The sequence below is a fragment of the Pseudomonas sp. ICMP 8385 genome (assembly GCF_002699915.1).
Taxonomy (GTDB): domain Bacteria; phylum Pseudomonadota; class Gammaproteobacteria; order Pseudomonadales; family Pseudomonadaceae; genus Aquipseudomonas; species Aquipseudomonas gessardii.
Genome location: NZ_LKBY01000124.1, coordinates 165,429 through 188,106, shown reverse-complemented (window position 1 = coordinate 188,106; position 22,678 = coordinate 165,429). Strand labels below are relative to the sequence as shown.

18 protein-coding genes are annotated in these 22,678 nt (G+C 64.2%); 13 read left to right on the top strand and 5 right to left on the bottom strand.

Going from position 1 to position 22,678, the window contains the following annotated elements:
- Positions 1 to 30: 30 nt before the first annotated feature.
- From cobJ to cobG, 4 genes are read right to left on the bottom strand one after another with little or no spacing between them, the layout of a single operon-like run.
- Positions 31 to 1,668 (bottom strand): precorrin-3B C(17)-methyltransferase, encoded by a 1,638-nt coding sequence (gene cobJ, locus AO268_RS25025; protein ID WP_099170204.1) that lies wholly within the window; start codon positions 1,666 to 1,668, stop codon positions 31 to 33.
- Positions 1,668 to 2,402, bottom strand: a complete 735-nt coding sequence (locus tag AO268_RS25020) for a precorrin-2 C(20)-methyltransferase (RefSeq protein WP_373562154.1) — start codon at positions 2,400 to 2,402, stop codon at positions 1,668 to 1,670. Before AO268_RS25020 ends, cobJ begins: the two co-directional genes overlap by 1 nt.
- Positions 2,399 to 3,025, bottom strand: coding sequence for a precorrin-8X methylmutase (locus AO268_RS25015; RefSeq protein WP_076961508.1), 627 nt, complete (start codon positions 3,023 to 3,025; stop codon positions 2,399 to 2,401). Before AO268_RS25015 ends, AO268_RS25020 begins: the two co-directional genes overlap by 4 nt.
- Positions 3,018 to 4,316, bottom strand: coding sequence for a precorrin-3B synthase (gene cobG, locus AO268_RS25010; RefSeq protein WP_099170203.1), 1,299 nt, complete (start codon positions 4,314 to 4,316; stop codon positions 3,018 to 3,020). Before cobG ends, AO268_RS25015 begins: the two co-directional genes overlap by 8 nt.
- Before the next feature lie 112 nt (positions 4,317 to 4,428).
- Between cobG and cbiE the strand changes: the two genes are divergently transcribed.
- From cbiE to AO268_RS24950, 12 genes are all read left to right on the top strand, one after another.
- Positions 4,429 to 5,634: a precorrin-6y C5,15-methyltransferase (decarboxylating) subunit CbiE gene (gene cbiE, locus AO268_RS25005; RefSeq protein WP_099170171.1), complete on the top strand. Its 1,206-nt coding sequence runs from the start codon at positions 4,429 to 4,431 to the stop codon at positions 5,632 to 5,634.
- Positions 5,631 to 6,356 (top strand): cobalt-precorrin-6A reductase, encoded by a 726-nt coding sequence (locus AO268_RS25000; protein WP_099170170.1) that lies wholly within the window; start codon positions 5,631 to 5,633, stop codon positions 6,354 to 6,356. The genes cbiE and AO268_RS25000 overlap by 4 nt, the downstream gene beginning before the upstream one ends.
- A 56-nt stretch (positions 6,357 to 6,412) precedes the next feature.
- A complete protein-coding gene (locus AO268_RS24995; RefSeq protein WP_076961511.1) occupies positions 6,413 to 6,745 on the top strand; it encodes a type II toxin-antitoxin system RelE/ParE family toxin in 333 nt (110 codons plus the stop codon).
- 5 nt (positions 6,746 to 6,750) lie between these two features.
- Complete coding sequence (locus AO268_RS24990; protein ID WP_076961512.1) at positions 6,751 to 7,074, top strand: helix-turn-helix domain-containing transcriptional regulator; 324 nt, start codon at positions 6,751 to 6,753, stop codon at positions 7,072 to 7,074.
- Between the two features lie 102 nt (positions 7,075 to 7,176).
- Positions 7,177 to 7,572 (top strand): DUF2946 domain-containing protein, encoded by a 396-nt coding sequence (locus tag AO268_RS24985; protein ID WP_076961513.1) that lies wholly within the window; start codon positions 7,177 to 7,179, stop codon positions 7,570 to 7,572.
- 45 nt (positions 7,573 to 7,617) lie between these two features.
- The gene (locus tag AO268_RS24980; RefSeq protein WP_099170169.1) at positions 7,618 to 8,100 is read left to right on the top strand and encodes a copper chaperone PCu(A)C; all 483 of its coding nucleotides are present in this window, start codon (positions 7,618 to 7,620) and stop codon (positions 8,098 to 8,100) included.
- 19 nt (positions 8,101 to 8,119) lie between these two features.
- Positions 8,120 to 8,542 carry a DUF2946 domain-containing protein gene (locus tag AO268_RS24975; RefSeq protein ID WP_099170168.1) on the top strand — a complete coding sequence of 141 codons (423 nt, stop codon included), beginning with the start codon at positions 8,120 to 8,122 and terminating at the stop codon, positions 8,540 to 8,542.
- Between the two features lie 94 nt (positions 8,543 to 8,636).
- A complete protein-coding gene (locus AO268_RS24970; protein ID WP_099170167.1) occupies positions 8,637 to 10,712 on the top strand; it encodes a TonB-dependent copper receptor in 2,076 nt (691 codons plus the stop codon).
- An 87-nt stretch (positions 10,713 to 10,799) separates the two neighbouring features.
- Positions 10,800 to 12,182, top strand: coding sequence for a PepSY-associated TM helix domain-containing protein (locus AO268_RS24965; protein ID WP_099170166.1), 1,383 nt, complete (start codon positions 10,800 to 10,802; stop codon positions 12,180 to 12,182).
- Positions 12,183 to 12,467: 285 nt separating this feature from the next.
- Positions 12,468 to 13,256, top strand: a complete 789-nt coding sequence (locus AO268_RS24960; protein WP_099170165.1) for an ABC transporter ATP-binding protein — start codon at positions 12,468 to 12,470, stop codon at positions 13,254 to 13,256.
- Entirely contained in the window at positions 13,253 to 14,200 is a 948-nt protein-coding gene (locus AO268_RS24955; protein WP_099170164.1) for an ABC transporter substrate-binding protein, read from the top strand. The genes AO268_RS24960 and AO268_RS24955 overlap by 4 nt, the downstream gene beginning before the upstream one ends.
- Positions 14,197 to 15,207 carry a FecCD family ABC transporter permease gene (locus tag AO268_RS24950; protein ID WP_099170163.1) on the top strand — a complete coding sequence of 337 codons (1,011 nt, stop codon included), beginning with the start codon at positions 14,197 to 14,199 and terminating at the stop codon, positions 15,205 to 15,207. Before AO268_RS24955 ends, AO268_RS24950 begins: the two co-directional genes overlap by 4 nt.
- 5 nt (positions 15,208 to 15,212) lie before the next feature.
- Here AO268_RS24950 and AO268_RS24945 read toward each other — a convergent pair whose 3' ends face one another.
- Positions 15,213 to 21,107: a DUF4329 domain-containing protein gene (locus AO268_RS24945; RefSeq protein WP_099170162.1), complete on the bottom strand. Its 5,895-nt coding sequence runs from the start codon at positions 21,105 to 21,107 to the stop codon at positions 15,213 to 15,215.
- Between the two features lie 296 nt (positions 21,108 to 21,403).
- Between AO268_RS24945 and urtA the strand changes: the two genes are divergently transcribed.
- Positions 21,404 to 22,669 (top strand): urea ABC transporter substrate-binding protein, encoded by a 1,266-nt coding sequence (urtA, locus tag AO268_RS24940; protein WP_099170161.1) that lies wholly within the window; start codon positions 21,404 to 21,406, stop codon positions 22,667 to 22,669.
- The last annotated feature ends 9 nt before the right edge of the window (positions 22,670 to 22,678 follow it).

The following is a 22,678-nucleotide window of genomic DNA, read 5'->3' as shown; positions in this document are numbered from 1 at the left end:
CAGCGACCCCAGGGCGGGGTCGCCGAGACTTCAGGAGGCAGGTTTCTCGCCATACCAGCGCGGCGTGTACACCCACTCACCGCCACCTACCCGAGGGAACGTGCAGGTGGTGGACGACCCGATCAGCACCATGGTGCGCATATCCACCTGGTCCGGGGTCAACTGGCCCAGGGTGGTGGTGCGCAGCGTCTGCCCGGGGCGGCCAATATCGCGCCCCAACACCACCGGCGTGGCGGCAACGCGGTGCTGGGCGACGATCTCCAGGGCACGCCCCAGTTGCCAGGGGCGCGAACGGGAGATGGGATTGTAGAACGCCAGGGCCAGGTCGGCCTCGCACGCCAGGTCCAGGCGTTTCTCGATGATCGACCAGGGCTTGAGGTTGTCCGACAGCGACATCACACAGAAGTCATGCCCCAGCGGCGCACCGGCCTGGGCCGCCGTGGCGAGGGACGCCGAGACCCCCGGCAGGATTTCCAGCTCGACCCGTTGCCAGGCCGGGTCGCTGGACTCGTGCAACGCTTCCAGCACCGCCGCGGCCATGGCGAACACGCCAGGGTCGCCGGAAGACACCACCACCACCGAACGACCCTGGGCCGCCAGCTCGAAGGCATGCCGCGCCCGTTGCATCTCTTCGCGGTTGTCGGTGCAGTGCTGCACCTGGTCGGCACGAAACGGCCCGGCCATGCGCACATAGGTTTCGTAGCCCAGCACATCGCTGCAACGCGCCAGTTCAGCCTTGACCGCCGGCACCATCAGCTCGGCAGCGCCAGGGCCCAGGCCGATCACCGCAAGGCGGCCACGGGGGCGGCCCAGTTGCGCCAGGTCCACCGGCGCGGCGCTCGAATGGATGACCAGCTCCGGCCCGGCGGCCAGCGCCGTAAAGCGCAGCGGTACGCCCAGTTCCAGCGCCGCTTCATGCAATTGGCCGTTGGCCATGTCGGCAGTATCGGCCAGCAGGCACGCCAGGGACTGCACGGCGATGCCATCTTGCTGCAACGCCTGGCGCACCCGTGCAGCCAAGTCGATGCCGGGACGACAGGCGACCCAAGTGTTTTTCGGATAGATCAGCAACTCGTTGGCCGCCGGCACCCGCTCGGCGCTGCCGACATGGATGCTCAGGCGCGCCTGCTGGTCCTGCGCCAGGTTGGCCTGGTCCAGCCATGGCGCGGCGCCTTCGATACGCACGTGCTCGCCGGCCAGCAGGTCCGAGACAAAGCGCTTGCCCAGCTCAAGGTCTGCCAGTTGATAACCCTGGGGCGGGTTGAGCAGGCAGGTGCCAAAGCGCAGTTCACCACTGGTGGTAATCGCGGCCGCCACCCCCAGGGCTGCGGCGATTTCCCGCGCCATGAGATTCACCCCGCCCAGGCCCCCAAGCAACGGCACCACCGCACTGCCGTCTTCAGCAACGGCCAGCACCGCCGGCTCCTCGCCTTTTTCCAGCAGCAGGGGCGCCAGGGTGCGGATCACAATCCCGGCCGCGCACAGGGCAATGATCGGCGTGCCCTGCTGATACAACTGGCGCAGGGTCGCGCCAAATTCGCTATAGGCCTGGTCGGCGCCCTCCACCCGGCCGGCCAGGCCGTGGATCAGGGCGCCGGGGTACACCTGCTGGATGCTGCGCGCGGTGGCCAGGCTGCCCTGGCCGAGGATGACGATCGCCGGCGTTATCACCCTTGCCACCTTTCGCCCGGCACGATGATCAACGAGAAATATGGCGAAGACATCGGCTCGACCTGATCCAGCGCGACGATTTTCTGGTTGGCCATGGTGGCGCGCTCCACATACAGCGCGCGCCCGGCCAGCCCCAGTTCCTCCAGCACCTGGCGCACCTTGGTGAAGTTGCGCCCCAGCTTCATGATCACCGCCGCATCGGCATCCGCCAGGCGCCGCTTGAGTTCGTCATGGGGCAGCACGCCAGACAAGACCGACAGGCTCTGGTTGCGATACACCAACGGCGCCCCCAGCACCGAGGCACCACCGAGCATCGAGCACACGCCGGGGATGACCTGGGCCTCGTAGCGCTCGGCGAGGCGGTCGTGCAGGTACATGTAGGAACCGTAGAAGAACGGATCGCCTTCGCAGATCACCGCTACATCACGCCCGGCATCCAGGTGCGCAGCCACGTCGACACTGGCGGCGTCGTAGAAATCGCTGATCACCTGTTCATAGGACAGCGGCGCCGGCAAGGCTTCGGTGGTCACCGGGTACACCAGCGGCATCAGCGTCTGCTCGGGCACCAGGTGCTCTTCGATAATGCCGAACGCATTGCCCTTCTTGCCCTTGGCGACAAAGTACGCGACCACCGGCGATTCGCGCAGCAGGCGCAGGGCCTTGAGGGTGATCAGTTCCGGGTCGCCGGGGCCCACGCCCAGGCCGATCAAACGTCCACGCGCCGGCATCATTCGACCTCCGTGGCCAGGGCGTTAACCGCCGCGGCGGCCATTGCACTACCACCCAGGCGGCCCTGCATGATCACAAACGGCACGCCACGGCTGTCTGCGGCGAGCATCGCCTTGGACTCGGCGGCGCCGACAAAACCCACCGGGAAACCGAGGATCAGCGCCGGCTTGGGGGCGCCGGCGTCGAGCATTTCCAGCAGGTAGAACAAGGCCGTCGGGGCATTGCCGATCACCACCACGCTGCCTGCCAGGTGCGGGCGCCACAGTTCCAGGGCGGCCGCAGAACGGGTGTTGCCCAGCTCCCGCGCCAGCTCGGGCACGCTGTCGTCGCGCAAGGTGCAGATCACCTCGTTGTTGGCCGGCAGACGCGCCCGGGTCACGCCTTCAGAAACCATCCGCGCATCGCACAGGATCGGCGCACCCGCGGCCAGGGCTTCGCGCCCGGCCTTGCCCGCGCCTTCAGAAAACTGCAGACCGTCGATGGCCTCGACCATGCCGCAGGCGTGAATCACCCGCACGGCGAGTTTCTCCAGGTCGGCGGGGATGCGATCCAACTTGGCCTCTGCGCGAATGATCGCAAAGGAGTTGCGATAGATCTCCTGACCGTCGCGGATGTAATCAATCATCGGTGCTGCTCCGTGGACGGGCACGCAACACGGCGCCCGCCGCTTCAATAGAAAGGTTGTGCGCGTGCAGGCGGCCGAAACCCGGCTGGCCTGCATCGCGAAAATAGAGGTCGTAGTGCCCGGTGCCCACCGCCAGCAAGGTGACCGGGGCAATGTGCGCCGCAGCACACGTGCGCGGGCAGCCAGACAGGTGCACATCAAGGCCATGGCCCTGAAGCAACGTGGCCAGGTGCAGGGCGTCGGCCTTGGTGTCGGCCTGGGCCTTGGCGCAGCCGCTGGACCCGGTGCAGGCAATCATCCGCGCCAGGGCCTGGTCGGCCGAACAGAGGAAGCCCAACTGCGCCAGGCCTTCGGCAACGCGCGTGGCAACGTCCGGCGCCAGATTGGGCAGCAGCAAGCCTTGCCATGGGGTGAAGCGCAATGTGCCGTCGCCATACTCCAGGGCCAGTTGCGCAGCGCCACGCAGCATGGCCGAGTCCAGGCGCCCCAATGGCGTGACGGCGGCCACGTAGACCCGCTGCGGTTGGCGCTGTGGATAAGTGCCCAGGCGCAAGCTGCTCGGGCTGGCGCGGCGGCGATAGCCATCGGCGGGGAGCAACGGCAGGCGCAAACGCCCGACGAAGTTATCCACAGGCGTTTGCGCCAGCACCTCGCGCATGCGGTTCTGGTCGGGGCGGGCCAGGTCGAGGAACAGCTCCAGCACCGCGACGACCAGTCCATGCCCTTGCTCCACAGGGACAGCGGCCAGCGGCGGGTCTTGCGCGGGGCAACCGGCCAGGCCGAATGCCAGCCAGGTCTGGCCCTGTGCGGCATAGGCCGATAACCACAAGTCGTGATGATGTTCGAGCATCGCCAGGGCTTCGCCGCCATCCAGCTGCACGGCGAACTTGGCCGACAACTCATGGAAACGCGGATGGGTTTGCAGGGTGGCGAGGATCTGCTCCGCCAGGGGCCGGGTGTCCAGCAACATGTCGCGGTCGATGCCAGCGCCGGGGCTGAGCATCACGTTGCGCACATCATCACCGCCGGCGGTGGTCGGGCCCAGGCCGGCGGCCAGCAGCTGGGCGATCAGGCCGTCACGCTCCGGGCCGATGCCGCGAATCTGCAGGTTGGCGCGGTTGGTCGCCTCGATCACCCCACCGGCGTAAACCTGCGCGGCGTGCGCCACGGCCAATGCCTGCGCGGCGGTGATGGCCCCACCGGCCAGTTTGATCCGGCAAATCCCGCCATCCAACGCCTGGACAATACGCAGCAACCCCGGGCAACCCGAGGGACGTTTGCTGGTGGACAGAGGAAGTGGCTTCACGGGGGGCTACCGGTTCACGGGTAAAGGCGCGGTATTATGCCTGCTTTGTCCGGCGGCATGAAAAGCCTGCCCGTCGGATGTCGTTCAAGGAATCAATATGTCGCCCTGGCTGACGGTAGTAGGCATCGGTGAAGACGGCTTCAAGGGCCTGGGCAGGCATGCCCGGCATGCTCTGTTGCGCGCCTCTCGTATCATTGGCGGCCAGCGCCAGCTGGATTTGCTGCCGGTGTGCATCCGCGGCGCACGCGAGCTGTGGCCCAGCCCGTTTTCCCTGGAGCCGCTCCTGGCCCGGCGCTTTGAGCCGGTTTGCGTACTGGCCAGTGGTGACCCGATGCTCTACGGCGTCGGTGCCAGCCTGGCGCGGCAGGTGGCGGCAGATGAGCTGTTGATCCTGCCGGCGCCCTCGTCGGTATCGCTGGCGGCGGCACGCCTGGGCTGGCCGTTGCAGGATGTGCTGACACTCTCGGTGGTCGCCCGCCCGGTGGCCGCGCTCAATGCCCACCTGGCCAGCGGTGTGCGCTTGCTGGTGTTGAGCAACGACGGCCAGAGCCCGGCCGCCATCGCCGCGTTGTTGCGCGCCAGCGGGTTTGGCCCGAGCCGCCTGAGTGTGTTTGAACACCTCGGTGGCACCGCCGAGCGGCGCATCGATGGCCACGCCGAAAGCTGGCAGGACCCGCCGCTTGCCGCGTTGAACCTGGTCGCCATCGACTGCCTCGCCGACGCCAATACCCCGCGCCTGTCGCGCTTGGCCGGCCTGCCGGATGCGGCGTTCCAGCATGACGGGCAACTGACCAAACGCGATGTGCGGGCCATGACCCTCGCCCGCCTCGCCCCGACTCCCGGCGAATTACTGTGGGATGTGGGCGCCGGCAGCGGCTCGATCGGCATCGAATGGATGCGCGCCCACCCCAGTTGCCGCGCCCTGGCGATTGAAGCCGATGCGGGCCGCCAACAGTTGATCGAACACAACCGCGATGCCCTCGGCGTGCCGGGCCTGCAATTGATTCGCGGCAGCGCGCCCCAGGCCCTGGCAGGGTTGGAAGTGCCCGATGCGATTTTCATCGGCGGCGGCGTGACCCGCGACGGCGTGCTCGACACCTGCTGGCAACACCTGCGCCCGGGTGGGCGGCTGGTGGCCAACGCGGTGACCCTGCAAAGCGAAATGACCCTGATGGCCTGGCGCGCACAGCACGGCGGCGAACTGACCCGCCTGCATGTGGCCCAGGCCCAGCCCCTGGGCGAATTCGACACCTGGCGCCAGGCACTGCCCATCACCCTGCTTGAAGTGATCAAGCCACGATGAAACGCATCCTGCTGCTGGGCGGCGTCACCGAAGCCCTGACCATCGCCCGCACCCTGGGCCCGCAACATATCTACAGCCTGGCCGGAATCGGCCGGGTGCCCACCGACCTGGCGTGCCAGGTGCGCGTCGGTGGCTACGGCGGTGCCGAGGGGTTGGCGCAGTTTGTCCGCGCCCAGAACATCAGCCTGATACTCGACGCCACCCACCCCTATGCCGCACAAATCAGCGCCAACGCCGCCCAGGCTGCGCGCTTGTGCGCGATCCCCTGCTGGGCCCTGCGCCGTCCCGCCTGGCAGCCACAACCCGCTGATGACTGGCGCGAAGTCAGTGACTGGGCCGGGCTGGTCGAGGCCCTGAAACCCTTCCAGCGCCCACTGTTCACCCTCGGCCGCGAACCGCTGCAACACCTCGACGAAATCCCCGCCGGGCAGTTCTGGACCTTGCGCACACTGGACGTCTACCCCGGCAACGAGCGTTGCGAAGTGATCGGCGCCCGTGGGCCGTTTTTGCTCGAGGATGAACGGGCATTGTTTGAACGACGGCAGATCGATGTATTGATCAGCAAAAACAGCGGCAGCAGTGCCACCGAACCCAAGCTGCAAGTGGCCCGCGAGCGCGGCGTGCCGGTGGTGGTTTTGCAGCGGCCGGTGTTGACGGGGGTGGATCGGGAGTTTTTGACGTCCCAAGAAACACTCACAGCGTTGGCAGATTTCACTCAATAAGTCAGGATCGCTCGCTTGCTTGATTAGTAACCTATTTGTTACCTTCGAGGCGAGCGATGATTGAGATCGAAGAATATAAACGCGACGGCCAAACCAGCCCATTCAAACAATGGTTTTTATCCCTGAGCGTCCAGGCACGTCTTAAGGTTTCAACATCATTGCTTCGGCTAGAAATGGGCAACACCAGCAATATCAAGTGGTTCGATGGGATGGGGGAATACCGGATCGATTGGGGCCCGGGGTATCGAATTTATTTGATACAGGAAGGCCAGCGCCTAATCATCCTGTTCGGTGGGGGCGATAAGTCCAGCCAGAAAAGAGATATCAGGGCTGCAAAATCGCTGATCCGCGATTATCAACGCGACAAAAAAACGGAACAAAAGAGGTAGCCAGCATGGCACTTACCCGCAGTTATAAACTCACGATTGCCGAAGCCGCCCAGCGCGACCCAGAGTTTGCCCAGGCACTCCTCGACGAGGCTGCTACGCTATTTCTCAACGGCGAACCAGAATTGTCCCGCATCATTCTGCGCGACCTGGTCAACGCCACTGTTGGTTTTGAGGGTTTGGCAAAGGAGACGGCCAAGCCGAGCAAAAGCTTGCATCGCATGCTTTCGGCTCATGGCAACCCAAGCATGGATAACCTGGCTGCGATATTTGCGGTACTGCGAAAGGGACTTGGGGTCGATATGCAGGTGCATGGCGTTCCCGTTACATAACTTGGGATCACTGCGACACCAAACCACACCAGCAACTTTTACTTATGCCCCCCGATCAGGCTAAATACCCACTTGATCGCTTAACCCTACGGATTGTCCGCCATGGCCCGTCAACGCTTTGCATTTGCCTGGATCGCCTGCCTTGCAGTGCTGTTCAATGCGTTTGCCATGCCGAACGCTTGGGCGATGCAGCAAGGCAAAAGCCCTGCCGAGCAATTGCTGTGGGGCAGTTTCTGCTCGTCCACCGGCAACAAGCTGGTGGCGATGTCCCTGGGTACGCTGGAGATACCGGCGCCGCAACAGGACGAGCACTCCAGCATGCAGCATTGCTGGTGCTGTTCGGGCTCGGCGCCGTTGGTGGCGCTGCCGGGGCATGTGCCGCAGTTGTATCTGACCCGGATCGACCCGGCGCCTGGCCTGCCATCGCCGGCCCTGCAAGCCCCGACCCCGCGCCAGCAATGGCCGAGCCTCAACCCCCGCGCCTCTCCTACCGTTTGATCACTTCGCAATCGAACTGCGTTTGAATCGTTCTGGAGAACTGCCATGCTCAAATCTTCCCTGCTTCTGGCGGCTTTGCTGCTGCCTGTGTTCGGTGCTGCCAATGCCGATGACTACAAGGCCGGCGACCTACTGGTGAGCGATCCCTGGTCCCAGGAATTGCCGCCCAATGCGCCGACGGTCGCCGCCTACTTTGTGATCCATAACCAGGGTGAAGCCCCGGACCGCCTGCTCAGTGCCGATACCCCAGTGGCGGCCAAGGCCGAGCTGCATGAGCATGTGATGCAGGGCGACCTGATGAAAATGCAACAGGTGCCCAGCGTGGCCGTGCCGTCCAAGGGCGAGTTGACCTTCGCGCCGATGGCCTATCACGTGATGCTCCTGGACCTGAAGGATCGCAGCCAGTTGCGCGATGGCCAGCACTTCCCGCTGACCCTGAACTTTGAAAAGGCCGGCCCCGTAAAAGTGCAAGTCTCGGTACAAAAAGCCCCGCCGATGGTCAACCACGCGCACCAGCACGCCCAGTAACCACCACAGGCCGCTCCCCATGGGTGCTCCCGCCAACCGGTCGATCCTGCGCCGCCGCCAGCCCCTGAGGCTGGCCCACGGCAGCTGGATCAGCCTGTTCGCCATGCTGATGATTTTTATCGGACCGCTGATTTCCCAAGCGATGCCGATGGATCATCACGCCGGCATGTCCATGCAGATGTCCATGGAAGACGTCTGCCATGCCGCGCCCCAGCCCCCGGCCGACCCTGCCAAGGCCCCCGCCGCCGACCACGTGATGTGGGAGAAATGCGGCTATTGCAGCCTGTTGTTCAGTTGCCCGGCCCTGCCTGGCAGCGTGTCATTTGTGGCCCTCGGCAGCCCGCCGCCGGCCACTGGCCTGATCCCCGTACCGCGCCTGGGCCATGCCCGGCAGAGCATTTTCCCCGGCGCCCGCAGCCGCGCCCCACCCAGCCAGTCGTAAACCGCCAATCACACACCACTTCGCACGGCCGCCTTCACACAGACAGCCCCAGGCTGCTGGCCGTGTTGTTTACGACTGATGGATGGAATTTTTCATGTCCAGGTTTCCTGCTGACACCCGTATGGGATGTACCCCTGTACTCGCCGTTTTGTGCGGTGCACTCTTGACGCCACAGGCCTATGCCGACGACCACGCCGAACACCACAATGAGCTGAGCCCGACGGTGATTACCGGCGTTGCCCCCAGCTCGCCACTGACCATCGTCACCAACCCCAAGGACCCGCGCCAGCCGGTGCCGGCCAGTGACGGCGGCGACTACCTCAAGACCATCCCCGGCTTTGCCCTGGTGCGCAACGGCGGCACCAATGGCGACCCGGTCCTGCGCGGCATGTTCGGCTCGCGCCTGAATATCCTCACCAACGGCAGCATGCTGCTCGGTGCCTGCCCAGGCCGCATGGACGCGCCCACCTCCTATATCTCGCCGGAAACCTACGACAAACTGACGGTGATCAAGGGCCCGCAAACCGTGCTCTGGGGCCCTGGCGCCTCGGCCGGCACGGTGCTGTTCGACCGTGAGCCGGAGCAGTTCGGCGAACTCGGCACGCGGGTCAATGCGAGCATCCTCGCCGGTTCCAACGGGCGCTTCGACAAAGTAGTGGATGCCGCCGCCGGTGGCTCCCAGGGTTATATCCGCGTGATCGGCAACCAGGCCCACGCCGATGACTACAAGGACGGTAACAACGACACCGTCGCCTCGCGCTACGACAAATGGAATGGCGACGTCGCCCTCGGCTGGACCCCGGACGCCGACACCCTGCTGGAGCTCACCGCCGGCCGTGGCGATGGCCAAGCGCGCTACGCCGGACGCGGCATGGACGGCTCGCAGTTCCTGCGCGAAAGCCTCGGCCTGCGCTTCGAGAAGTCCAATATCGGCGAGGTGCTGGACAAGGTCGAGGCCCAGGTCTACTACAACTACGCCGACCACGTGATGGACAACTACAGCCTGCGTACGCCGTCGGGCACCGGGATGATGGCCGGGCCCATGGCCTCCAACGTCGACCGCCGCACCCTCGGCGCACGGATCAAGGCCACCTGGCGCTGGGCCGATGTGCAACTGATCAGCGGCATCGACGCGCAGACCAACGAGCACCGCCAGCGCGGCAGCTCCGGTATCGACACCTACAAGAACCTGCCGCGCACCAAGGACGCCGACTTCCATAACTACGGGGTGTTTGGCGAGCTGACCTGGTACGCCGCCGACAATGACCGGCTGATCACCGGCGCCCGCCTGGACCGCGCCTCGGCCAAGGATTACCGGCAAAGCATCGGCAGCGGCATGATGAGCCGCGCCAACCCCACCGCCGGCGACACCCGTGCCGACACCCTGCCGTCCGGCTTCGTGCGCTATGAACACGACCTGGCCGACAGCCCCACCACACTCTACGCAGGCCTCGGCCACGCCGAGCGCTTCCCGGATTATTGGGAGTTGTTTTCGCCCAAGCTTGGCCCGGCCGGATCAGTGAACGCCTTCGACGCGATCAAGCCGGAGAAAACCACCCAGTTGGACTTCGGCCTGCAGTACAAGACCGCTGAGCTGGAGGCCTGGGCCTCCGGGTACATCGGCCAGGTGCGCGACTACATCCTGTTCAACTACACCCCCGGGATGATGGGCATGACCTCCCAGGCGCAGAACATCGACGCACGGATCATGGGCGGTGAATTGGGCGCCGCCTACAAGCTGACGTCCAACTGGAAAGCCGATGCCACCCTGGCCTATGCCTGGGGCAAAAACAGCAGCGACGGCAAGGCCCTGCCGCAAATGCCGCCGCTGGATGCACGCTTCGGCCTGACCTACAGCGAAGACGACTGGAGCGCCGGCGCCTTGTGGCGGGTGGTGGCGGCGCAAAACCGCATCGACCAGAACAAGGGCAACGTGGTCGGCAAGGACTTCGCCAAGAGCGGCGGCTTTGGCGTGTTCTCCCTCAATGCGGCGTACCGCATCAATAAGAACTTCAAGGTCAGTACCGGTGTCGACAACCTGTTCGGCAAGGCCTACGCCGAGCACCTGAACCTGGCCGGCAACGCCGGGTTCGGCTACCCGGCCAACGACCCGCAAGCCATCAACGAACCGGGGCGCACGCTCTGGACCAAGGTGGATATGAGTTTCTAACAACCGGTGGGAGACGGCTTTATGTGGGAGCGAGCAAGCCCGCTCCCACCGACCGACCTATAAATAAAAACCTTGCGGAGCACCCTGATGAATCCACCAAAGATTTCCTTCTACAACCTGGCCTGGCGCTGGCATTTCTACGCCGGGCTGTTTGTTGCGCCCTTCATGGTGTTGCTGGCCGTGACCGGCATCATCTACCTGTTCAAGCCCCAGCTGGACCCGCTGATGTACGCCGACCTGCTCAAGGTCGAGCCCGCCGCGCAGACCCTCAGCGCCGACGAGCAACTGCAACGGGCGAAGGCCGCCTACCCCCAGGGCACGATCAGCAAATACCTGCCACCGGTGGACGCCAGCAGCAGCGCGCAATTTGTCCTGCACAATGCCGGCCACGAACTGACAGTGTTCGTCGACCCCTATCGCGGCAACGTGCTCGGCGAGCAGGACGCGGCCTACAACCTGCAAGCCATCGTCCGTGCCCTGCACGGTGAGTTGATGATCGGCACCACCGGTGACCGCCTGATTGAACTCGCGGCGGGCTGGGGTGTGATGCTGGTGGTGTCCGGCCTGTACCTGTGGTGGCCACGGGGTAGATCCGCCGCCGGCATCCTGTGGCCGCGCCTGGGCGGTCGCGGGCGCCTGTTCTGGCGTGACCTGCACGCGGTCACCGGGTTCTGGGGCGCGGCGTTCCTGCTGCTGATGATCCTCAGCGGCCTGACCTGGAGCGGCTTCTGGGGCAAGCAATACGCCGACCTGTGGAACCACTTCCCAGCGGCGATGTGGAACGACGTGCCGCAATCCGACCAGCAGGCCCGCAGTCTCAACACTGCGACGCAACAGACCGTGCCCTGGGCCCTGGAAAACACACCGTTGCCGATGTCCGGCGAGCATGCCGAACACATGCAGCACGGCGGCATGCACCACGGCCCGGCCGCCCCCGCGATCAGCCTGCAACAAGTGGTGGACCTGGCCACCGCACGCCAGGTCGAGCCGGGCTACAGCATCACCTTCCCCGCCACGGCCACGGGCGTGTTCACCATCGCCGTGTTCGCCAATGACCCGCGCAATGACGCCACCCTGCATGTCGACCAATACACCGGCAAGGTTCTGGCCGATGTGCGCTGGGAGCACTACAACACCGTGGCGCGGGTCACCGAGTCCGGGGTGATGCTGCATGAGGGCAAGATGTTCGGCGTGGTCAACCAGATCATCGTGCTGCTGGTGTGCCTGATGATTCTCTTGAGTGCGGTCAGCGGCCTGGTGATCTGGTGGAAGCGCCGGCCCCAGGGTGGCCTGGGGGTTCCGCCGTTGCGCCATGACCTGCCGAAGTGGAAGACCGCAATGGCGATCATGCTGGCCCTGGCGATTATTTTCCCGCTGGTCGGCGCCTCGCTGATCGGGGTGTGGCTATTGGATCGGCTGGTGTTGGCGCGCTGGTTCAAGCAACGTGAGTCGGCCTCATCTTCGGCATGAGGTTGGCGAGATGCCCTACATAGAGGCGTTATGTATCTTACGCGGGCTTTCATCACCAACCTAAGAAGTGTTAACTTATAACACTTGCAGCATTGCCCCCCCACTCGAAGCCAGCAGCCAGTACCGTGACGGCGGACTACACATGCACCCTGTGGGAGCGGGGCTGCCCGCGATGGCGGTGTATCAGTCAACTAATGTATCGACTGACACTCAGCCGTCGCGGGCAAGCCCGCTCCCACACAAGCCCACTCCCACACTCGATCGCTGCTTGACTTGAGATAGTTGATGCCCACACTCAACCTCCGCCACCTCGCCTGGTCCCCCCAGGGCCTGGGCCACTGTCATCACCAGTTCCACCTGCGTGATGCCAGCCTGCAGGTGGGGGCGGGGGAGTTTGTCGGGTTGATCGGGCCCAATGGCAGCGGCAAAACCAGCCTGTTGCGCTGCGCCTATCGCTTCAGCAAGCCCGAGCAGGGTGAAGTGCGCCTGGATCACCAGAACGTGTGGAAGCAATCCGCGCGCTGGTGCGCCCAGCGCATTGCCGTGGTGCTGCAGGAGTTCCCCGACGCCTTCGGCCTGCGGGTCGATGAAGTGATCGCCATGGGCCGCACCCCGCACAAAGGGCTGTTCGACAGCGATACCCCGCACGACCGCCAACTGATTCAACAGGCCCTCCACTCCGTCGGCCTGCTGGGCTTTGAAGACCATGCCTTCGCCACCCTGTCCGGCGGTGAAAAGCAGCGTGTGATCCTCGCCCGCGCCCTGGCCCAGCAACCGCAATTGCTGATCCTCGACGAGCCGACCAACCACCTCGACCCGCGCTACCAACTGGAGCTGCTGGGGCTGGTCAAGCGCCTGAAGATCGGCACCCTGGCCAGCATCCACGACCTGAATCTGGCCGCTGCCTTCTGTGATCGCCTGTACGTGATCAACCATGGCCGTATCGTCGCCAGCGGCACGCCCCACGAGGTGTTGACCGCCGAACTGCTGCGCGAGGTGTTCGGGGTCGAGGCCTTGATCGATACCCACCCCCTTTCCGGCTACCCGCGAATCACCTGGATAACCCAACCATGATCCTGCGTTCCCTGCTGTGCCTTGCCCTGCTGTGCGGTGCAAGCCAGGCCTTTGCCGAGGCCACTCGCTACCCGTTGACCATCCAGAGTTGCAACCGCGAGGTGACCTTCAACCAGGCCCCCGAACGCGCGGTCAGCCACGACATCAACATGACCCAGATGATGCTCGCCCTGGGCCTCAAGTCGCGCATGGTCGGCTACAGCGGCGTGACCGGCTGGAAGGCGGTGACCCCGCAAATGGCCACCCTGCTTGACGGCCTGCCGGAGCTGGCGAGCAAGTACCCGTCGGTGGAAACCCTGCTCAATGCCAATGTGGATTTCTTCTTCGCCGGCTGGGACTACGGCATGCGCGTGGGGGGCGACCTTACCCCGCAAACCCTGCAACCGTTGGGCATCAACGTGCTGGAGCTGACCGAGTCCTGCGCGTTCGTGATGAAGCGCCCGGCGGCAACCCTGGACGATACCTATAACGACCTGCGCAACCTGGGCCGGATCTTCGATGTGCAGGACCGCGCCAACGCCCTGATCGCCCGGCTGCAGGCCCAGGTCGGCGCAGTGCAGAACAGCCTGCCCGCCGAACAGCCACGGGTGTTCCTCTACGACAGCGGCGAAGACCGCGCCATGACCTCCGGCCGCCTGGGCATGCCCCAGGCGCTGATCGCTGCCGCCGGCGGGCGCAATATCCTCGACGACGTGGACGCCAGCTGGACCCGGGTCAACTGGGAGACGGTGGTGGAACGCAACCCTCAGGTGATCGTGATCGTCGACTACAGCGAAATCACCGCCGAACAGAAAATCCAGTTCCTGCTGGATAACCCGGCCCTGCAAGCGGTGGACGCGATCAAGCAGCGGCGCTTTATCGTGATTCCCTACGTGCAGGCCACGCCGGGTATCGACAATGTGCTGGCGGTAGAAACCCTGGCCAAGGGGTTCCACGGCCAATGATCGAGCGCCGCTATGCCTTGCTGCTCGCCGCCCTTGGCGCGGTGCTGCTGGCCTCCTGTGTGGTCTCGCTGGGCTTTGGTTCGGCGCGGGTGCCGGTGGACGTGGTGTGGCGGATCCTGCTGCACAAGGCCCTGGGTATCGGGGCGGTGGATTGGGCGGTAGGCCAGGAACATATCGTTTGGCTGATCCGCGTGCCGCGCATGTTGCTCGGCGCACTGGTGGGGGCCGGGCTGGCGCTGATCGGCGCGGTCTTGCAGGCGGTCACACGCAACCCGCTGGCCGATCCGCACCTGCTGGGGGTGACCTCGGGCGCCACCCTGGGCGCAGTGATTGTGGTGTTGCATGTGGGCGAAATCATCGGCCTGCTGACCCTGCCCATCGCCGCCTTTATCGGCGCGCTGCTGAGCATGCTGGTGGTGCTGGCGGTGGCCAGCCGCAATGGTCGGCTGGAGAGTGATCGCCTGTTGCTGTGCGGGGTGGCGGTGTCATTCGTGATGATGGCAGCGGCTAACCTGCTGCTGTTCATGGGCGACCATCGCGCCGCCTCGGCGGTGATGTTCTGGATGCTCGGCGGCCTGGGCCTGGCGCGCTGGGAATTGCTGGCGGTTCCCAGCCTCACCGTGCTGCTGGGCCTGCTGTTGCTGCTGGGCATGGCGCGCCCGCTCAATGCGCTGATGGCCGGCGAGCAGACCGCCGTGACCCTGGGCCTGAATGCGCGCAATGTGCGCCTCAAGGTGTTCTTGATCGCCTCACTGCTGACCGGCGCCCTGGTGTCGATCAGCGGCTCCATCGGCTTTGTCGGCCTGATGGTGCCGCATATCGCCCGGCGCCTGGTGGGCGCCGAACACCGGCGCCTATTGCCGGTGTGCGTGCTGTTGGGCAGCCTGTTCCTGGTGTGGGTCGATGTTGCCGCGCGCACCCTGATCGCCCCCGAAGACCTGCCCATTGGCGTAGCCACGGCGGCGATTGGCGGGTTGTTTTTTATTGGCCTGATGCGCCGGCGCTAAAGGGCCTACAGCTCATCCCGGTCACGGATACTCAGCGGCTCGTCCACCGCTGAGGCGTCGATCCGCAAACCGTTGGCCTGCCCCAGATGCTGTTCGGTCAACAGCCCTTCGTTCATCCAGAAGGCGTCCCGGTCCAGGATAAACAGCTTGCCGGCGGTGACCACGCTCTTTAGAAACACCGAGGGGTAAACCGTTGGGCCGGCGACCAGAACCTGGGCTTCCAGCCCAGAAAAACTGGGCTGGTATTTCAACAGCGCACCGCCCTGGCACGACAGGTACAGGGCGGCGGCCGGGCGAGATAACCCGCGCAACACCGTAATGAAATAGCTCATCAAGTCCGGTGCCACGAAATTGCGCACCAGGGCCTGGTCCTTTGGCTCACGGCTGCCCGTTACAGGCATGCTGCTGTAGAGCAGGTGAACACCCGCAACCCCATAATCGGCCGGAAAGTCCGGCATAGGGGCAGGAGGGACCGCTGGCTGGACCACTCCCCGGGGGCCGCTATAGAACAGGCGCAAAATCATCGCCAGCCCCATGCCCGGCGCCACTGGCCGGGTGGCCAGGAACGAAGCGCCCTCAGTGTCGGCCAGCACCGCAGAGAGGTATTGCTGATCCCGATAGGGCGAGAATCGGCGCTTGAGATAACGCACGGCGTCATCCTCATGGGAAAACACCGGGCCACATACCGCCGCCCACGGCTCGACAAACGCCTCGGCAACGCCAGGTTGCCAGAACTGATCGATCCGGTTGCGAGTGGTCCAGACACGCCCCTGGACCAGGGTATCCAGATGGCCGATTGCAACAAAATCACGCACATAACTGAGCACCGTCCTTTCGCCTTCCCACAACTGTTGCCGGATCTCGACCAATCGCCCCCAGCTGTCCAATTGGGCCTCACTGCCCTGGTACTGATACTGAAGCAGGGCACCGTCCTGGCACGATAGGTAAAGCGCCAGTTGCTTGTCCTTGACCCCATGCAGGGAAAACCGGATGGCGGTGTCGATATCCGTGGGGGAAAAGAAGGCCTGGCGCAGTGGGTCACTGTCAGGCGCCAGGGCTTCATTGCTCGCGCAGAGGTAGAACCCCTCCAGCCTGTAGTCCTGGGGGAACAGGCCGTGGGGAAACACTTGCCCGAAGTCGCGATAACTCTGGCGCACCAACGGCAGACTGACCATATAGCGCCCGTTTTTCTTCGACTTGAAGACGTAGCCAAACTGCAGGTTCTCCCCAGGCCGGCACTGCTCATGGGCATAACGCACCGCATCTTTTTCCTGGGCAAAAACCGGGCTGAACGCCGGGTCCGCCAGGGCATTCCTGATCATCAACGGCTCAGGCTGCGCGGCAATCAGCTCCCCGCTGATGCGCCGCGCAATGCCCCAGGTTTTGCTGCCCTCCACCACGTGTAAAGCCCCGGCAGCGCCAAGGCGGGCGACAAACGCAGCGGGGGTCGTTTCTCCCTGACGGATCTGGCGTTCGATACGGTTGTTCAACAAGTCCGCCCGTACCGGGTTCAGCGGCTGCAAGTCCATCTTCAGCTGGCCTTCCAGCGCGGTCTGGCTGCGGGTGTAACTGACCACACAGCCATCGGAGCCCAACAGGTACTCGCGGGTCAGGCTGGCATCCTGGCCCGCAAGGGCCGCTGAAATCACCCGGGTGGACAACATATTGCGATAGAGGCTCGCTTGCTCGGCCTCCAGGGCGAAAGGCAACTCGCGCACCGGGCTTGAGCGGTAACGCGCCACAAGGGTGTGGGCCGCAGGAAAACCGCCGGTGCTGACCACCTCATCAGGAAAAATCCATTTGGGGTCAAAATCTTCACGGGGCACTTTCAACGGTTCGGTCGCCACAAACAACCCATCTGGACGCTTGAGAACCAACCCGCCCATCAACCCGTTGCCCTGGAGCAGCGAGCGTACATGACGTACCGCATCATCCTGGTCGTGGAAGGCCGGGCCCAGGCGACGGCGCACAAAATTGGCATAAGGCCGCCATTGCCCGGCACCTTGAACCGCCACGCCACGACGGTCCCAGCACTGGCTGCTGTATAGCACCCGCAGGTCACCGGCGCGTGCGATCAATGAAATAAACCTGTGGGTGTCAAACGTGCCGTTACGCAGGTTCATGCCCTGGATCGTCGCGCCCTCACCGGGGCTGCCTGCCTGGAGCAACGACGAGGCTTGTGGCTGATAACGCAACAGGGCGCCATCGAGCGTAGACAAGTAGACCGGCAACACCCCAGTAGCCGAGGCACGCGGCAGATACCGGGCATCTTCTTCGGCACGCAGCAGAACATCCGGGGTGACAAAGAACTGGGTCAGCCAGGCCTCCACCGTGGACAACCCCGAAGGCAGCCATTGCTGGGAATAGAGCAGCCCCACCACCACAAAATGGCTGGCAAAGCTACCACCGTGCAGATAGCCAACCGCCCTGGAGGAGTCGCTTAACCAACGCCCACTGGAGCTGACCGGCAGCAGCTCGCTGACCACGTACTCATCGGCCTGCGGGTTCTTGAGCACATACGCCGTACACCCCTGGGCGTCCAGGTTGCGCCCATACCAACGGACATGGGCATTCAGGGCGGCCTCGTCCTGGCTACTGAAAATCGCCCCCAAGGCCGGGCTTTGCAGGTCGATATCGGCGTAATCGAAATTGGCCACCCAGTCGTCGTAGACCCTGCCTCGCGGCCCCCAGAGTGGGCTCTGGACCAGCACCTGCAGGCTGCCCGCGTCGGCCAGCCTCGTCACGATATCCACCGGCTTGAGCACACCCGCTTCCAGCCGCTCGAAATAGCCGTTTTTGCCAGGCTCACGGGTGGTATTGCTCTGGACCAGCAGCTCCCTGGCCGAACCACTGGGGGTATAGCTGATCAGGTTATTCGGCGAGCCACTCAGATAGGCAGGCAACCCGGACTCAATCACCGAACCGATCTCCTGGTCCGAGAACATCGTGGTGTGCACTTCAAGGTCAGTCAGCGTCCAGCCCAACCGCCGTTGACGCTCCCGATCAGCCGAGGACAGCGCGGCGTGGGAGGCGTAGCGCGCATACAGCTCATAACCCGCTGGCGGCACCAGCAACCCATTGCCCACGAACGGCGTCAGCAGGTCGCCGGCAAAACCATCGCCGTAGATGCTAAGGGGCTCGGTGAATACAAACCGCCCTGTTCCAGCCTTGAGGATGTAACCGCCATACGCCGTGGCCCGACGAAAGCCGATCTTTTCGTGGGCATGGCGCGCGGCATCGTCGGCGGTGAGGAACGCCGCGCTCAAGACCTGGGTGCCCGACCCCAGTGGCAACCGCTCGCTGCCGTGCACCAGCCCGAGGGTGTTCCACAAAGCGCCCTGCTGGAGCACCGACAGCTCGCCGGCACGGATCACCCGGCGTACGAACTCCCGGGGGGACAGCGTGCCGTCGAGCAAGGCGGCCTGGTTACCGTTATCGGTCACCATCTGGCCGCTGATCGTAAACAGTTCGTTTGCCGACGCGGCACTCGGCACCTGCCACTGCAGCAAGGCGTTGTCGGCAGTGCGCAGGTACAGCCTGAGCCCCAGCCCGGCGACCTGCTGGGCAAAGGTGGCCAGCGCCTGGGCCATGGCCTCCACCAGCAGCGCAGGGCTGGCGAACCGTTTGTACAGCCAGGCCTCCTGCGCCGGCAGTTGCTTCGGCTCCACGGCGGGCGCATTGCGGTAGAGCCCCACCACACGGTAGTTGGAGAGCAGTCTTGGCTGGCCATCGGCCCGCTTCGGGAACTGGCTCGCCAGGCTCGTGCCGACCGCCACAGGCAGGGTCGCGACATAGCTCGCGGTGCTCTGGTGCTTGAGCACAAACCCCTGGTACGCACCGGCCGGCAAGGCGCTGAGGTTGCTCAGCGCGATCAGCGCGGCCACTTGCCCCATGTTCGTCACGGGGGTGAAGAAGGGCTGCTCCTGCACGGTGCCGGCAGGGCTGAGCGGGCTGCCGAGTGTCCAGCCCCTGGCGACACGGCCACGAACGCCGCCCCAGACACGATTGGGCACGACCACCCGCAGGTCGCCGGCAGTGGCCAGGTTCCAGATAGCCCCTTCAAACTCATTGAACGGCTCGATCTTGCGTTCACCGAGCAGTTGCTGGAGCAGCGTTTTTTCTTCTGCCGACCCGCTGCTCACGTACTTGAGCAACGAGCCTTCGGGCCCGGACAAGTAGTGGGCCGGGGCGAAGTCGCGATTGCCGATGACAAACGCCTGGTCATCGGCCGAAAAAAAGCTGATAAACAGGCTGGCCTGCTCGGCCGAGAACTGCGCCTGCAACTGTGCCTCGCCGACGGAACCCGCCGGGTGCGAGTGATAAAACGCCTCGCAGGTGAAGGGCGATGGCGCGACAAAGTAGTCATGCTCATCGCTGGGCATGACCGTGCGAAAATCAACGTGTATGGACTCGCCAGCCATCGGTTCAGTGGCGAAATAGCGCACGCCTTGTTTCAACACCGCGCCGCCGTATTCCTTGTCACGGCGGTTGCCGATCCGGGTATGGGCCCAGCGGGCCGCATCGTCAGCCGTGACAAAGGCCGGGCTCAAGACCGGCTTGGGGATCTGGGAAAAGGCACGCCATTGCGCATCGACCGGGCCGGTCTTGTCCCAGATTTTGCCCGGGCGGATCACCGACAAATGCCCCGCCGCCGCCACACGCAGGACAAACTCGTGGGGACTCAAAGCGCCTGCAAGCAGCGCCGAATCGATCTGGTTATCCAGCACCCGGCCATCTGGCTCGACGCGAAACAGCGCGGCCTCGTCCGCCGAGAACGAACAGGTGTATTGCAGCAACGCACCATCATTGAGGCTGCGGTACAACGAAAGACGGTGCCTTGGCCCCAGCAACTGGACAGACTGGTGCCCCTGGTAAAGCTGGGTGGCCAGTTCAAGGGGGGTGAAGAAATTGCGGTACAACCACGGCTCCTGAGCGGCGAGCTGGAGGGGCACCGCCGTTCGCCCCAGGTAGACGCCAAACCAATGAAAATACTCGTGCGTGACGCGCGTGCCATCCGGCTTCAATGGAAAGAGCTGCTGGATAGATACACCGGCCAACGGTTCGACCAGCACATAGTCCTCTTTGTCGATGTGCTTGAGGATAAACACCGGCCGGGCCGGCTGGGGGCTGCGGTGCTCCAGCAAGGCCTGTACCGCCGCCACACCGGCCTGGACAGGCCCGCAGGCCGGCAACTCGTAGCTACTTGAGATAAATGCCGAAAACGGTTGCCACTGCCCAGGCACGGTGCCTATCGAACCGCCCCACAAGGAACTGGGCACCACAATCGACAGCTGGCTGACACTGAGGGTCTTCTTGATCAGACTCTCCGGCTGATTGTCGCCAGGACCGTCGACGTGATTGAAGGGCAGCCGCTGATCGAGCCAGACCCCGAAACGCCGCTCCGCCTCCGAGCCGCGAGTGACATGCTTGAGCAGCGCACCGTCAGGCCCGGACAGATACGACGCGGAAAAAAACCCACGTTCCTGAATGTTGATGGCCAGGTCAATGTCCGAAAAGAAGCTGTTCAGTGCCCTGACCTGGCGCTCGGAAAACTCAGGATTATTGGCTTTGAACTCATCGAAGAGATCGGGGTGGGAATGATAGTCGGCCACGCACCGATAGCCTTCCGGGTGCAGGTACTGCCCATTGCTGTCGACCTTCAACACCTTCCAGTGATCGAAACTATTACGCTCCCCGGCCATGGGGGCTGTGGCATAAAAATAGCCATCGGCCAGGCTCTCCAGAATCACCCCACCGTACTCGACATCCCGTCGCTCGCCGATCTGCTGGTGCGCGTAGCGGGCCGCATCATCCATGCTGACAAAGGCCGGCCCCACTGGAGGCAGCGCAACATCTGACTTCAAGCCGCCGCCAAACCAGCCGCGCTTAGGTCGTTCCATGACTTTCCCTCAAATATGCCGTGACCAGACGCTGGCCAGGGTCACGGCGATGTTCACCGTTGGCGCGAACGCGAGGGCGCTAAATAGTTATCCACCCGGCCACCCACCCTGCCCCGTTCGGGCGCACGTCACGCACCAGCCCGCCCGGCAAGCCCCCACTTGGTGCAGCCTGACCGACCGATCCAGCCCATGGCCCACAGAACAGGGCAACGCAGCCAATAGGCACAGCCTTTGCAAACGCTCCTGCAACGCCCCTATCTGCCCTCATAAAAATATTGAGTTCTGGAGACCGCACCATGAAGCGTCGCAGCTTGATCAAGGCTTTCACCCTGTCGGCATCCATTGTTGCCATGGGCCTGACCTGGACCGTCCAGGCCGCCGAGACCATCAAGGTCGGCATCCTGCACTCGCTGTCCGGGACCATGGCCATTTCCGAAACGTCCCTCAAGGACATGGCGCTGATGACCATCGACCAGATCAACGCCAAGGGCGGAGTGAACGGCAAGATGCTCGAAGCGGTGGTGGTCGACCCGGCCTCCAACTGGCCGCTGTTTGCCGAGAAGGGCCGGCAGTTGCTGACCCAGGACAAGGTCGCGGTGGTGTTCGGCTGCTGGACCTCGGTGTCGCGCAAATCGGTGCTGCCGGTGTTTGAAGAACTCAACGGCCTGCTGTTCTACCCGGTGCAATACGAAGGCGAGGAAATGTCGCCCAACGTGTTCTACACCGGCGCCGCGCCGAACCAGCAGGCGATCCCGGCGGTGGAATACCTGATGAGCGAAGAAGGCGGCAGTGCCAAGCGTTTCTTCCTGCTGGGCACCGACTACGTGTACCCGCGCACCACCAACAAGATCCTGCGCGCGTTCCTGCATTCCAAAGGCGTGGCCGACAAGGACATCGAAGAGGTCTACACCCCGTTCGGCCATAGCGATTACCAGACCATCGTGGCCAACATCAAAAAATTCTCGGCGGGCGGCAAGACCGCCGTGGTGTCCACGGTCAATGGCGACTCCAACGTGCCGTTCTACAAGGAACTGGCCAACCAGGGCCTGAAGGCGACCGAGGTGCCGGTGGTGGCGTTCTCGGTGGGCGAAGAAGAACTGCGCGGCATCGACACCCAGCCGCTGGTGGGCAACCTGGCGGCGTGGAACTACTTCCAGTCGGTACAGAACCCGGTCAACGCCAAGTTCGTCGCCGACTGGAAAGCCTATGCCAAGGCAAAAAACCTGCCGGGCGCCGACAAAGCGGTGACCAACGACCCGATGGAAGCCACCTACGTCGGCATCCATATGTGGGCGCAGGCCGTGGAGAAAGCCAAATCCACCGACGTCGACAAAGTGCGTGAAGCCCTGGCCGGCCAGACCTTCGCCGCGCCGTCGGGCTACACCCTGACCATGGACAAGACCAACCACCACCTGCACAAGCCGGTGATGATTGGCGAGATCCAGTCCGACGGCCAGTTCTCGGTGGTGTGGCAGACCGAAGGGCCGATCCGTGCCCAGCCGTGGAGCCCGTACATCCCGGGCAATGACAAGAAGCCGGATCACGCGGTGAAGAGCAACTAAACCGCACCA